General features: G+C 49.7%; 12 protein-coding genes and 2 pseudogenes. 9 read left to right on the top strand and 5 right to left on the bottom strand.

Annotated elements, in window-relative coordinates; all coding sequences use genetic code 11:
- Positions 1-87: 87 nt before the first annotated feature.
- A pseudogene (locus tag MJ768_RS15450) lies at positions 88-276 on the bottom strand (hypothetical protein); the annotation flags it as partial.
- Positions 259-453: pseudogene (locus tag MJ768_RS10320) on the bottom strand (transposase); the annotation flags it as partial. The pseudogenes MJ768_RS10320 and MJ768_RS15450, both read right to left, overlap by 18 nt.
- A 405-nt stretch (positions 454-858) precedes the next feature.
- Here MJ768_RS10320 and MJ768_RS10315 point away from each other — a divergent pair.
- The 6 genes from MJ768_RS10315 to MJ768_RS10290 all read left to right on the top strand — a co-directional run bounded on the left by MJ768_RS10315 (position 859) and on the right by MJ768_RS10290 (position 6,948).
- Positions 859-1,935: a cell division protein ZipA C-terminal FtsZ-binding domain-containing protein gene (locus MJ768_RS10315; protein ID WP_239291498.1), complete on the top strand. Its 1,077-nt coding sequence runs from the start codon at positions 859-861 to the stop codon at positions 1,933-1,935.
- A 26-nt stretch (positions 1,936-1,961) separates the two neighbouring features.
- A complete protein-coding gene (gene ligA / locus MJ768_RS10310) occupies positions 1,962-4,004 on the top strand; it encodes an NAD-dependent DNA ligase LigA (protein ID WP_239291496.1) in 2,043 nt (680 codons plus the stop codon).
- A gap of 52 nt (positions 4,005-4,056) precedes the next feature.
- On the top strand, positions 4,057-4,923 hold the full coding sequence (gene galU / locus MJ768_RS10305; protein ID WP_239291494.1) for a UTP--glucose-1-phosphate uridylyltransferase GalU: 867 nt from the start codon (positions 4,057-4,059) through the stop codon (positions 4,921-4,923).
- Positions 4,923-5,471, top strand: coding sequence for a hypoxanthine-guanine phosphoribosyltransferase (locus MJ768_RS10300; RefSeq protein ID WP_239291492.1), 549 nt, complete (start codon positions 4,923-4,925; stop codon positions 5,469-5,471). The genes galU and MJ768_RS10300 overlap by 1 nt, the downstream gene beginning before the upstream one ends.
- 153 nt (positions 5,472-5,624) lie before the next feature.
- Complete coding sequence (locus MJ768_RS10295; RefSeq protein ID WP_239291490.1) at positions 5,625-6,371, top strand: S-methyl-5'-thioinosine phosphorylase; 747 nt, start codon at positions 5,625-5,627, stop codon at positions 6,369-6,371.
- Positions 6,361-6,948: a peptide deformylase gene (locus tag MJ768_RS10290; RefSeq protein WP_239291488.1), complete on the top strand. Its 588-nt coding sequence runs from the start codon at positions 6,361-6,363 to the stop codon at positions 6,946-6,948. Before MJ768_RS10295 ends, MJ768_RS10290 begins: the two co-directional genes overlap by 11 nt.
- 80 nt (positions 6,949-7,028) lie before the next feature.
- Here the strand turns inward: MJ768_RS10290 and fumC are convergent, their stop codons facing one another.
- The 3 genes from fumC to nadB form a co-directional block, all read right to left on the bottom strand.
- Positions 7,029-8,411: a class II fumarate hydratase gene (fumC, locus tag MJ768_RS10285; RefSeq protein ID WP_239291486.1), complete on the bottom strand. Its 1,383-nt coding sequence runs from the start codon at positions 8,409-8,411 to the stop codon at positions 7,029-7,031.
- 12 nt (positions 8,412-8,423) lie between these two features.
- Positions 8,424-9,209 (bottom strand): class I SAM-dependent methyltransferase, encoded by a 786-nt coding sequence (locus tag MJ768_RS10280; protein WP_239291484.1) that lies wholly within the window; start codon positions 9,207-9,209, stop codon positions 8,424-8,426.
- A 289-nt stretch (positions 9,210-9,498) separates the two neighbouring features.
- Positions 9,499-11,076 (bottom strand): L-aspartate oxidase, encoded by a 1,578-nt coding sequence (nadB, locus tag MJ768_RS10275; protein ID WP_239291482.1) that lies wholly within the window; start codon positions 11,074-11,076, stop codon positions 9,499-9,501.
- A 256-nt stretch (positions 11,077-11,332) separates the two neighbouring features.
- Here nadB and rpoE point away from each other — a divergent pair, with 256 nt between their 5' ends.
- From rpoE to MJ768_RS10260, 3 genes are read left to right on the top strand one after another with little or no spacing between them, the layout of a single operon-like run.
- On the top strand, positions 11,333-11,932 hold the full coding sequence (gene rpoE / locus MJ768_RS10270) for an RNA polymerase sigma factor RpoE (RefSeq protein WP_239291480.1): 600 nt from the start codon (positions 11,333-11,335) through the stop codon (positions 11,930-11,932).
- 2 nt (positions 11,933-11,934) lie between these two features.
- On the top strand, positions 11,935-12,426 hold the full coding sequence (locus MJ768_RS10265) for a sigma-E factor negative regulatory protein (protein WP_239291478.1): 492 nt from the start codon (positions 11,935-11,937) through the stop codon (positions 12,424-12,426).
- Positions 12,427-12,428: 2 nt separating this feature from the next.
- A complete protein-coding gene (locus MJ768_RS10260; protein ID WP_239291476.1) occupies positions 12,429-13,406 on the top strand; it encodes a MucB/RseB C-terminal domain-containing protein in 978 nt (325 codons plus the stop codon).
- Positions 13,407-13,638: the final 232 nt, after the last annotated feature.

Below are 13,638 nucleotides of genomic sequence, written 5' to 3'. Positions count from 1 at the left end.
GTGTTTGTCAAGATAAATTGCAGATTAACCTCTAACAGATTACTGAAAAACGCTTGTGTATTTTCCTTTACGGCAATTGCAGTCTGAGGCGCATAATAATCGCTCTGGCGCAATCGAGGGACGCCCAGTTTCTGAATACATATCAGAAAAAAGCGCGTCCATTTGATCGAGTTGATCGAGCGCGATATCGACTATTGTGCGGATTGCACGCAGAAGATCAATTATCGGCACGTGTTGATAAAACTGAATGAAATTGACTGCCAACACCACGCCCATTAGCACACCCGAAGCAACAGCCTGACGCGTCTGTTCCAAGGCTATCTCGGGTTTAGTCGCGAATAGAATGTTCTCTGGAACACCCGCTGCCTTACGACGCTCCGCATCGCCCGCCCAGTCTTTGGGAAGGTAGAGTTGATACGCGATGGGAATGCTGCCCTGAACGCCTAATAGCGATTGAACTCCTTGACTGTGTCCATCATGCCACTTCTCAGTAGCTATAGGCTGGCAATCATATCGCTTTTTATGACACAGTAAGATTAATAGGCGATCTGGATTTATATTTCAAGGGCGCCTCTAAAAATTCAAGTTTCTAAACAAGACAAGGCACGAGTAAAAAATTGGAGCGCGGCATATAGTTGATATGTAAGCGATAATTTTTTTCGAGTAACGCCGTATTGTGACGAAAATTGGATTTTTAGAGGCGCCCTCAATACGGTAGGTAATAGAGTAGATATGATTTAAGCGAAATCAGCAGAGTTCAGCGACCTTTGCCATTTCTCAGCTCTCTTGCGATAATCTAATAGTAACGGTGTGACTTGCCGCGTATTCAGAAAATTAATCTACCGCATTATTTCCTATATGAGTGAACTACAAATTAGCTTGCTCGGCGTTTGCATCGCCGTGGTACTGACGATATATATTTATAATTGGTGGCAGCAACGCCAATATCGGCGCAAGTTCGGTGCGGCGTTCAAGCAAAGGCATGAGGATGCATTGTATCGCCCAGCTGTAGAATTGCCGACGGATGATTCGCTGGTCGAGAAGATGGAGCAGGCTGTGCCCATTAGTATATTGCCCAATGAGTCGCAACACGGGCACATGGTAGATGCTATGTGTGCGTTGCTGGATAAGGAAACCGATTACATTGCAGTAATTTCGCCTAAAAGCCCGGTGGGTGCAGATGCGCTAACATTATTGTGGCAACAGCGCTTTGATTTTGGTAAAAGCGTTCATGTGTGCGGTTTGGGTGCGGCGCGCGGCGGATGGGAGAAAGTGATTGCGGATAGCCCATTGGCCTACACCTCGTTTAAGCTGGCATTACAATTAGTTAATCGCTCCGGTGCGGTGAGTGAAGCTAAATTGATGGACTTTCGCGAACTGGCGCGAAAGATTGCAGCACAATTGCATGCCGGTGTGGTATTACCGGATGTGGCAGAAACTGCCGTGCGCGCGGTAGAGTTGGATAAATTTTGCGCAGGTGTAGATCAGATGATCGGCCTTAATATTTTGCCCAGCGATAAACAGATATTGACTGGTAACAATATCGCGCGCGTGGCTGAGCAGCACGGTTTACGTTTGCAAGCGGACGGTGCGTTCCACTTAATTGATACGCACGGACATACTTTATTCAGCCTGTGTAATGAAGACAACACCCCATTTCAACACCATACTTTGGACCAATTGCATGTAGACGGCCTGACTTTGTTGCTGGATGTGCCACGTGTGGAGCAGCCCTCACTAGGTTTTGACCAAATGGTGGTTTTGGCACGACAATTGGCTAGCGAACTGCGTGCAACCATAGTGGACGCGCACCATGTGGCATTAAGCGAGGGTAGCATTACGCTAATCCGTGAGCGGATTGCTGCTGTTGAGGCTGAAATGCGAGCAAGCCACATTATTGCTGGGAGCGCCCAGGCGCGCAGACTGTTTTCCTAGATTTTTTTTCAGATTAGGTTCAATTGATGAGTGAATCGGTATCGCAGCGTATTGCGCATTTGCGTGAGGAAATCGAGCGACATAATTACCAATATCATGCGTTGGATGCTCCTCTGATTACCGACGCGGAATTCGATGCAATGTTCCGTGAACTGCAAACTCTCGAAATGCAATATCCCTCACTCGCTACGCCGGACTCGCCTACCAAGCGAGTTGGTGCTGCGCCGCTGCTATCCTTTGCCAAAGTAGTGCATCGCTCGCCGATGCTTTCGCTTAACAACGCCTTCAATGAAGAAGAAGTACGGGCATTTGATGTTCGTACCCGCGAGTCATTGGGCGTGGCCGAAGTAGAGTATTCAGTAGAACCTAAATTTGATGGTCTGGCCGTTACGCTCACCTATCGCGATGGGATATTTGTGCAGGGCGCGACGCGCGGCGATGGCGAGGTTGGCGAAGATGTGACGCAAAACCTGCGCACCGTAAAGAATATTCCATTGCGATTGGATTCAGGGCGATTAGCAAAGCCCATTCCATTTATAGAGATACGCGGCGAAGTGCTGATGTTCAAGGTTGATTTTATCGCGCTGAATCGCCAGCAAGCAGACAAGGGCGACAAACTGTTCGCCAATCCACGCAATGCTGCGGCTGGTTCGTTGCGCCAACTCAATTCGCGGATTACATCCAGTCGTCACCTGAGTTTTTTAGCCTATGGAGCAGGCGCGGTCGAAGGATTCATATTGCCTGACACGCATGCCGAGCAGTTGGAGTGTTTGCAAAAATTGTCTGTGCCGGTGCCACAGGAACGTCGAGTAGTGCACGGACTTGACGGATTACTTACCTATTATCGCGAAATTGGTGAACTGCGCAACAAGCTACCCTACGAAATTGACGGCGTAGTATACAAAGTCAATAACATCTCGCAACAAAGCAAACTGGGCTATGTGTCACGGGCACCGCGCTTTGCTCTTGCGCACAAATTTCCGGCAGAAGAAGCTTTGACCACTGTGCTGGACATTGAAGTGCAGGTGGGCCGCACTGGTGCATTGACTCCAGTAGCGCGCCTGGCACCAGTATTTGTCGGTGGGGTAACGGTGACCAATGCCACGTTGCACAACGAAGAAGAATTGCGTCGCAAGGATATCCGCGTCGGCGATACTGTAAGCGTCCGGCGTGCCGGCGATGTCATTCCTGAAGTGGCCCGTGTCCTACTTGAGCGGCGTCCTGTAGATGCGCGTGAATTCAACATGCCGCGGACCTGTCCAGTATGTGGCACACACGTTTCCAAACAGCCGGACGAGGCAATATGGCGCTGTAGTGGCGGGCTGTTTTGCCCGGCGCAACGCAAGCAGGCGCTGCTGCATTTCGCCAGCCGTCGTGCCCTGGATATTGAGGGACTTGGCGAGAAGCTGGTTGACCAACTGGTGGAACAGCAACTGGTGCATACGCCTGCAGATTTATATAAACTGAATTTGCGGGCACTGGCCCAACTGGAGCGTATGGGTGAGAAGTCCGCCCAAAATTTGCTGGATGCAATAGAACACAGCAAGCAAACAACACTCGCGCGTTTCATCTATGCGCTTGGCATCCGTAATGTAGGCGAGGCGACGGCGAAAGAACTGGCGCGTCATTTTGCAACGCTGGATAATTTCATGACAGCCGACGAAACACGCCTGCAACTTGTACCGGATATCGGGCCTGTTGTTGCGCAAAGCATTTCAACGTTTTTTGCCGAGCCGCATAACCTTCAGGTGATCGCCCAATTACGCGCTGCTGGCGTGCAGTGGCCGGAGCAAGCCGAAAAGGCAGTGCAGATATTGCCTTTGAACGCTAAAATATTTGTATTAACCGGTACCCTTGCCAGCATGAGTCGCGACGAGGCTAAATCCAGGCTGGAAAAACTCGGCGCGCGCGTGACTGGCAGCGTGTCGCAGAAAACTGATTATGTGGTAGCTGGCGCCGAGGCGGGTACCAAGCTCAGCAAAGCACGGGAACTAAATGTTACTGTGCTGGATGAACAACAATTTTTGCATTTATTAAATAAAATCGAAATGTCATCAGCCACTGGCTAAATCGTAATTGTTTTTTTGAAAATCTTTAACCGGAAAGTTATGGGGAAATATTATGACTAAAATTACTAAAGCTGTATTTCCGGTAGCTGGATTGGGCAGCCGTTTCCTGCCCGCCACCAAGGCCAGTCCCAAGGAAATGATGCCGGTGGTCGACAAGCCGTTAATCCAGTATGCGGTGGAAGAGGCGGTGGCAGCTGGTATTACTGACATGGTGTTCATCACTGGTCGCAACAAACGCGCTATTGAGGACCATTTCGACACGGCTTATGAGATTGAAGCTGAACTTTTCGCGCGCGGCAAAAGCGAGCTGTTACGTGCAGTTCAGGAAGTAATCCCCAGGCATGTGAATTGCATTTACATCCGCCAGTCAGAAACGCTTGGGCTCGGTCATGCAGTTCTGTGCGCGCAGCCGGTGGTGCACAACGAACCGTTTGCGGTGATTTTGGCTGATGACTTGATCGCCGGGGACATATCCATCATTAAACAGATGGCAGACGTGTACCAGCGCTATCAATGTTCCGTGCTCGGCGTGGAGGACGTGCCCCGTTCACAGACGGGTCACTATGGCATAGTCAGCAGTAGCAATCTGGAACAGAATGTGGAGCAGGTACATGCTATCGTTGAAAAGCCCAGCCCGTCAGATGCGCCTTCCACTCTGGCGGTGGTGGGGCGCTATGTGTTGACGCCGCGTATTTTTCATCACCTGGCGAAGTTACAGGCGGGTGCGGGCGGTGAAATTCAGCTGACCGATGGCATTTCAGCGCTGATAAAGGAAGAAAAAGTGCTGGCATATCGGTTTAACGGTATTCGTTACGATTGCGGCTCCAAGCTGGGCTATCTTAAGGCAACTGTGGCATTCGGCCTTAAGCATCCTGAATTGGGTGAAGAGTTTGCCGCTTACCTGGCAACGATCAAATAATGCTCTCTAATCAGCAGGCGAGCGATATCCTGAATCAAGCCGAGTTGATTATTTCAGCTGAAGAAGTGCAGGCGGCCGTAATGAGCGTCGCGCGGGAAGTAAATGCTGTATTGGCCGGCGTACATCCACTATTGCTATCCGTGATGGGTGGAGCGGTGGTGTTTACCGGGCAGTTGCTGCCGCTGCTTACTTTTCCGCTCGATTTTGATTATGTGCATGTATCGCGCTATGGTAGTAACCAGCAGGGCGGAACCTTGCACTGGAAAGTCGAACCGCGCGAAAATGTAACTGGCCGCGTGGTGTTGGTATTGGATGACATTCTCGACGAGGGCGAAACGCTGGCCGCGGTTAAGCAGCGTGTGCTGGATTTGGGTGCCGCCAAGTTTTACAGTGCGGTTTTTGCTGACAAACGGATTGGAAAGGCTAAGCCGATACGTGCCGATTTTGTCGGGGTAGAATTGCCTGACCGCTTTGTATTCGGTTTCGGTATGGATATACATGGCGCGTGGCGTAATCTACCTGCGATTTACGCAACGAGGGAAAAATAGAACAAAATATATTAAAGTATTACATTCAATTTTAAAGATTAGATATTGATTTAATTTATTATGTATTAAGTACTTTAATCGCATTCCCTGAATTACTGAATTTCCGGAGATGCGGGAATAATGATTAGTAGATTTTCCAAAAGGTAATAACAAATGTTAGCGATTATTGGTGGCACGGGGCTGACGCAACTGACCAATCTGGAAATATCGCATCGACAGGTGATGCGAACGCCATATGGTGAGCCTTCAGGAGCGATTACCTTTGGCCGCTTGCGCCAGCATGAGGTGATGTTTATTGCTCGTCATGGCTACGGCCATACGATCCCGCCGCATGAGGTGAATTATCGTGCCAATCTTTGGGCGTTAAAAGAACAAGGAGCGCAACGCATCATTTCTGTCGCGGCAGTTGGCGGTATCCGTGCTGACCTGTCGCCCGGTGTTATTGTGCTGCCAGATCAGATTATTGATTATACCTATGGGCGCGAGTTCACCTATTTTGATGGGCGCGATTGCTCGGTAACGCATATTGATTTTACCCAGCCTTATAGTCAGGAACTACGCCAACAAATTCTGGATGCTGGCAGATGTGCCGACATCCCTTGCCTGGATGGCGGAGTATATGCCGCTACTCAGGGGCCGCGCCTGGATACAGCAGCGGAAATCAACCGCCTGGAGCGTGACGGCGCCGATATGGTGGGTATGACTGGTATGCCTGAAGCCGCCCTGGCCAAAGAGCTCGGCTTGAAATACGCCGCTATCGCGGTGGTGGTGAATCATGCTGCCGGGCGCGGTAGCAGCCGCGATGGCGTGCATTTGGAAACCATCAGTGCAGTGGCACAACCTGCCATGGCGCGCGTGCGCAACATCCTCGAATGCGTGGTGGATTCTGATGTCGACTAGGGAAGTATTGCGTATGGGCGATGCGCGCCTGTTGCGTTGCGCGGAAGAAGTAATTGATTTCGATACACCGGAACTGCACGCCTTGCTGGTCGACATGCGCGACACCATGCAGGCGCTAGACGGCGCGGGACTGGCAGCGCCTCAAATAGGCGTAAATTTGCGTGTAGTGATCTTCGGTGTGCAGTTCAATCCACGCTATCCCGATGCCGAAATCGTGCCAGAAACGGTATTGATCAACCCCATTATCACTCCTCTAACAAAATCAGGTAATCCATTAAGTGTAGTAGAACCGCATGTGGGATTGACATTGAATCCAGATATGGTGGAAGGATGGGAAGGCTGCTTGAGCGTGCCGGGACTGCGCGGGCTGGTACCACGTTTTCAATCCATCCATTACCAGGGACGCGATGAATGTGGCGTATTGATAGACCGCACGGTAAACGGTTTTCATGCTCGCGTGGTGCAGCATGAGTGCGATCATCTGGACGGGATTCTGTATCCCATGCGTATCCGAGACCTAAGCCAATTTGGCTTTACCGATGTGCTATATCCTGATCAACATTTGGTGGACGAGTAAGGAGAGGGGAGGATGTAGAATTGCACAGCATGGGTTTTGAGCTACGCGAGAATTGGGTACATTAAGTGGTTTTAGATAAATCAAGTCATCTTCGCTGGCTGTACCCAGCAGTCGAATTCTTCTTCCGTAACATAGCCTAGAGCTAATGCCGTCTGTTTTAGCGTGCCGCCATCCCGGTGTGCTTGTTTAGCGATTTCGGCGGCCCGATCGTAGCCGATATGCGGGGTCAAGGCGGTCACCAGCATCAGCGATCGTTCCATAAGTTCTGCAATACGCTCGCGGTTGGCCTGGATGCCGTACACGCAGTGTGTCTCGAAGCTTGCCATTCCGTCAGCAAGCAAGCGCACACTTTGTTGGAAATTGTGAACGATGAGCGGCTTGAAAACATTGAGTTCAAAATTTCCAGAAGCGCCACCTATATTGATTGCAACGTCATTGCCAAAGACTTGGCAACATAGCATGGTGAGTGCTTCGCACTGTGTGGGATTAACTTTGCCCGGCATGATCGAGCTTCCCGGTTCATTCTCTGGAATACTGATTTCCCCAAGACCAGAGCGTGGTCCCGAAGCCATCCAGCGGATGTCGTTGGCAATTTTCATAAGAGCGGCAGCGAGTGTTTTGAGCATGCCATGTGCAGCCACTAGAGCGTCATGTGCGGCCAGAGCCGCAAACTTGTTGGCAGCGCTTTTGAATGGCAAGCTGGTGCTGCGAGCAAGTTCCGCAGCAACGCGCTCCCCGAATTCGACATGTGTGTTAAGTCCGGTACCAACTGCAGTACCACCGACTGCAAGTTCGCAAAGCGAGGGCAGGGTAGCTTTAATCATGGATTCTGCATAATCCAACTGCGCCACGTAAGCAGAAAATTCCTGCCCAAGCGTTAGCGGAGTAGCATCTTGCAAGTGCGTGCGCCCAATCTTGACGATGCCGTCAAAGTTGCGGGATTTTTCCTCCAATGTCGAGCGCAGTTTGCGTAGGGCAGGAAGCAGGGATTGAATGATGCTGAGGCTGGCTGCGACGTGCATTGCAGTGGGGAAAATGTCATTAGATGATTGACCGAGATTCACATCATCATTGGGATGTACCAGCCGGTCTTTGCCCCATTTTCCGCCGAGCAGTTCAGAAGCACGGTTAGCGAGTACCTCGTTCAGGTTCATATTGGTCTGGGTACCCGAACCCGTCTGCCAAACAGAAAGTGGAAACTCTTGCGTATGCTGGCCAGCCAGTATTTCATCCGCCGCCCGCACAATAGCATCCGCCTTGGCAGCGCTCAGCAGATTTAAATCGCGATTGACCAGCGCGCAAGCGCGTTTGACCATAGCGAGTGCAAGAATGAGTTCCTCCGGCATGCGCTCGGAGGAAATATGGAAATGTTCAAGCGAACGTTGCGTTTGCGCGCCCCACAACCGGTCTGCTGCAACCTCTATGGGACCGAATGTGTCGTGCTCTATTCTGGTTTGAGTCATGCAATACTGCTTTTATTTGGTAACAATATAAGCCTGCTGAATGCCAAAGCCGCCGCCAGAAAAGTCTTTCTCGATATCATAAAAAATGCGGTTGATCGGATTGAAGCCCGGGTATGCTGCCGGGTCTGTTACTAACTCTCTCAAAAATCTAGATCCCAGGTAATAAATTGATGAAAAATCATTTACTGTAAACGTCAAACCCTTTTGCGTGAGGAAGTCCTCTAATACAGCTTTTTTAAAGAATCGATTTGAGTCATGCTCGATTAATGGTGGCATATCCTTAAGTTGCCTCATTGCATTGAGCAATGTAAATGGCTCCAAAAAAGGCTCAGAAAAAATCACCTTGCCGCCTGGCTTAACAACCCGCAGACATTCATTGATAGCAATTTGTTGCTCTTCCCAAGTAGACATAAGGGTAACCACTCGTGTGGCATAAGCTACATCAAAAGTATCATCAGGAAATTGCAGGGAATTAATGTCACCTACTTCAAATTTTATAATATCGCCTACCCACTGAGCTTTTTTCAGCATATTGGCCTGTTTAATCATGTTTTCAGCAAAATCAACACCTGTAATCGAACCGACATCTTTGTGCCGTTCCAATTGCTGGAACGCGGAATATCCATTAGCGCAACCCACATCAAGAACATGATCCCCACTTGAAATGTGCTCTCCTACGGCATCGATTTCAAGTTCAATCATAAAGTTATCGCTCCAAGATGCCAGATGTGAGCCTTTATGGGTTTTAGCCTGATTTTCCCAATAGTCTTTAGCAACATCCTTTTCAATCTTTTCCACTCTTTCTCCTTATAGGCTAAGTACACTAAGTACTATTGCCTGCTTAATAATTAATGTTGCATTTCGCACGAAATTTATTTCGTACAATACTTACCTACATGTCGAATACCATCATTGACTTTGCTTATGCAAAGTAAGGGCAGTATTCTAAACAATTCAAAAAATAATTGCCAAACAATGCGCTAACTTGCGAATTGTTAAATTTGACTATGTCGCTGCTGTTGAAGTTCACTCCAAGCAACTTGACATCTGGTTGATTGCGCAAGAGGTAACACTTTTAGAGACTCCCTTATGCAGATGGAGTGAGCACGGTTGGTACGGCCAACGGCAGCGTATCGGGGTAGTCCTTGCTGTAGTGTAATCCGCGGCTTTCATGCCGAGACAATGCACTTTGCACGATGAGATCGGCCGTTAACACCAGATTGCGTAATTCCAGCAAATCAGCTGTTACATGAAAATTGGCGTAATACTCGTTGATTTCCTCATGCAATAATTGGATGCGGTGTTGTGCGCGTCGCAGTCTTTTGGTGGTGCGCACAATTCCGACATAGTCCCACATGAATTGGCGCAATTCCGCCCAGTTGTGCGAGATGATAATTTCTTCGTCGGCATCGGTCACCCGGCTCTCATCCCATTGCGGCAGTGGGATGAACTGACTTTGTGGCGTGGCCAGTATGTCGCGCGCGGCAGCCTCGGCAAACACCATACACTCCAGCAGCGAATTGCTTGCCAGGCGGTTGGCCCCGTGCAGGCCGGTGTGAGCGGTTTCGCCTACGGCATAAAGATGGGCGAGATCGGTGCGTCCATGCAGATCAGTAATGATGCCACCGCAGGTATAGTGCGCAGCCGGTACCACTGGTATGGGCTGGTGCGCGATATCGATACCCAGCGACAGGCAACGTGCGTAGATGGTAGGAAAATGCGCTTGCAGAAATTCTACCGACCGATGTGAGATATCAAGATACACGCAATCTAAACCACGCTTTTTCATTTCGAAATCGATAGCGCGCGCGACGATGTCGCGCGGCGCGAGTTCGGCGCGCTTATCATGAGCAGGCATGAATCGTGTGCCATCGGGCAGTTTAAGGATGCCACCCTCGCCACGCACCGCCTCAGAGATGAGGAAAGACTTGGCGTGCGGGTGATATAAACAGGTCGGGTGAAATTGAATGAATTCCATGTTGGCCACCCGGCAACCGGCACGCCAACCCATTGCAATGCCGTCGCCAGTGGCGGTGTCTGGATTGGTGGTGTAAAGATATACCTTGCCAGCACCGCCGGTGGCTAGAATTGTGTCATGAGCAGCGATCGTGCTGACTTCTCCGCTCAAGCTGTTGAGTGCATAAGCGCCATAGCAATGATTGTTAGTGTGGCCGAGTTTATGGCCAGTAATCAGATCGATGGCAATGTAATGCTCCAATAGCGTGATATTGGGATGTGCCAGAACTTTGGAGGCGAGCGTTTCCTGTACGGCATGGCCAGTAGCATCGGCGGCGTGGATGATACGTCGATGGCTGTGGCCGCCTTCGCGTGTCAGGTGATAGCCGGTATCGGTATTGGCATCACGTGTGAACGGCACGCCTTGCGCAATTAACCAGTCAATTGCCGGCTTGGCGTGTTCGATAACATAACGCGCAGTGGCTGGGTCACAGAGGCCAGCACCAGCGGTCAAGGTATCCTGTATATGCTCGGCCAGTGAATCTTCTTGCGACAACACGGCAGCGATTCCGCCCTGTGCCCAAACACTTGCACCTTCCAATAACGATTTCTTGGTGATAACGGCGATTTTTCGCTGATCGGCAAGTTTTAATGCCAATGAAAGCCCCGCCAGTCCGCTGCCTATAATCAAAATATCAAATTGCAGCATGCTAGCCATCCGGTTGGTTGTTAATTCTAAAGGCAATTATCTTATTACACAGACTAGAACAAACCTAAAGTTCATGTTTTTATTGAATTTGAACTATAGCAAATCTTGCTTGTCTGCGGAAAAATGACCTGTGCTATAAATGAACTAATTTCATTATGCTGTGCCAAATTTATACGGTGAGCCTGACTCCTCTCGCCTGTCCGGTTATACTAGCGAGCCACCTCAAGGGCGGCATGATAAAACTTAGGGTAACAGAATGGGCGAAAGGGAAGTCGATCAGCAATTGGTTGATCGCGCGCAGCGCGGGGACAAGCACGCCTTCGAATTGCTGGTCGCCAAGTACCAGCGTCGACTGGCGCGATTGATTTCACGTTTTGTGCGTGATTCAGTCGAGGTCGAGGACGTGACTCAAGAAGCCTTTATAAAGGCTTATCGCGCCTTGCCGACATTTCGCGGAGAAAGTGCATTCTATACTTGGCTGTATCGCATTGGCATTAATACCGCGAAGAACCATCTGCAGACGCTCAAGAGACGGACTCCGACCACAACCATATTCGATGCTGAAGAGTCGGAAGGCTTCGAGGATGCGGGGTTGTTACATGAAGTTAGCACACCTGAAAATGAATTAATGAGTAAACAAGTGGTTGACGTAGTGAACTCATCTTTGCAGGAGTTGCCTGATGATCTACGTACTGCACTCACTTTGCGTGAAATCGAAGAGTTGAGCTATGAGGAAATCGCAGCCGCGATGAATTGCCCGGTCGGCACCGTGCGTTCTCGTATTTTTCGAGCGCGTGAGGCGATTGCTACAAATTTACGCCCATTGCTGGGAACTAGTAAAGACAAGAGGTGGTGAACATGAAGCAGGAAATTTCAGCATTGATGGATGGTGAGTTGTTCGATGACGATGCGGAAGCAGTTCTTGACAAATTTAAGCGAAATCCTGACACACATGAAGAATGGCGAACCTATCATCTGATTAGCGATGTACTGCGCCAGCCCGATCATGTTCATGCCAATATCAGTATTGCCATACGTGAGCGTTTGCAAGCCGAACCCACGGTTCTCGCGCCGCGCAGCCGTGCCAGCCATAATGTCAGATGGTTCGCGCTTTCTGCCGTTGCATCGGTGATGGCATTCACACTAGTAGCATGGCTATCGGTGCAAGTTGGGTCGGAAACCGCTCCGCAAATCGCCATGCAGCAGTCAAATGCTGTGCATTCAGCTAGCCTGCCCGCGAATGGCTTGGACGATTATCTGATAGCACATCAAGAGTTTTCACCCAGCTCCGATGTGTATGGTATGACTTCCTATGTTCATACAGTGGCACGCCAGCAGGAGGATAAGTAGCCATGAAGGCCAGATTTGCGCGGATCGTGGTTTTGTTTTTTACCGTCGTTCCAGCGTTCGCCGATACTGGCAGGCAGGTTGACTTGGATTGGCCACAAATTATTGCTTTTGCTAAGCACCAAACCAATTACAGCGGGACTTTTGTATATCAGCATGACGGTCACATGGAAACCGCGCGCATTACTCACATTTCCGACCAGCGCGGTGAGCATGAGAAGCTTGAAAGTCTGGATGGTCCACGTCGTGAGTTCATCCGCAATAACAATGAAATCTGGTGGTATTTGGGTGACCACAAAGCCGTGCAGGTCGAAAGACAATATAGTGGCAAGAGTTTCCCTACTCTGTTGCCGGAGCAACTGTCCGCACTTAACGAGAATTACTTGATTCATACCGCCGAACAGGCGCGCATCGCCGGTTTTGACACTCAAGCCATCGTATTCCAGCCTAAAGATACTTTGCGCTATACCCATAAAATGTGGGCGCACAGGGATTCCGGCTTGTTGTTAAAAGCTGTCGTGCTGGACGAACGTAAACAAATTGTGGAGCAATATACTTTTATCCAGTTGAAAATTGGCGGTGACATTGAGCGTACGCAGGTGATGCCGGGTCAATCCGCCACTTCCTTGGAGCAACAATCTCATTTTGTCACGCCGTCCGAAACAAGTGCGCAGGCTGCAAAGAGTGACTGGAAGATAGTTGCCTTGCCCACCGGCTTTAAGAAAATCATGGAAATGCGCCGCCTGCTGCACGGTAAAAAGACAGACGTAATCCATTTTGTATTCTCAGACGGATTGGCTGGCATCTCAGTCTTTATCGAAACATTAGGGAATAATTTTGATAAAAAACTTGGTCTATCCAGCCGAGGTGCGATCCATGTTTACAGTAAAGTAAAGGGCGATTACTTGGTAACGGTGGTTGGCGAAGTGCCTCCACGTACAGTGATGCAGGTCGCCGATTCAGTTCGCTATAGGGGGCAGTGAACATGCTGAAGCAGTGAGCATGCAGGAAACGCCAGTCTAATTCAATACTCGTCAGAGCTGCTTTATCCGCGATGCGCCAATACTCTTTTGTTTCCGAAACACATCATGCGACGGCAGCATCGGTGGAGAACATAAGGGCGCCTCTAAAAATTCAAGTTTCTAGGCAAGACAAGGCATGAGTAAAAAATTTGAGCGTGGCATATAGTTGATATGTAAGCGATAATTTTTTTCG

This window comes from Candidatus Nitrotoga sp. 1052 (assembly GCF_927312905.1).
Taxonomy (GTDB): domain Bacteria; phylum Pseudomonadota; class Gammaproteobacteria; order Burkholderiales; family Gallionellaceae; genus Nitrotoga.
The sequence above is the reverse complement of the archived record's forward strand: the minus strand, read 5'-3'. Positions and strand labels throughout refer to the sequence as shown.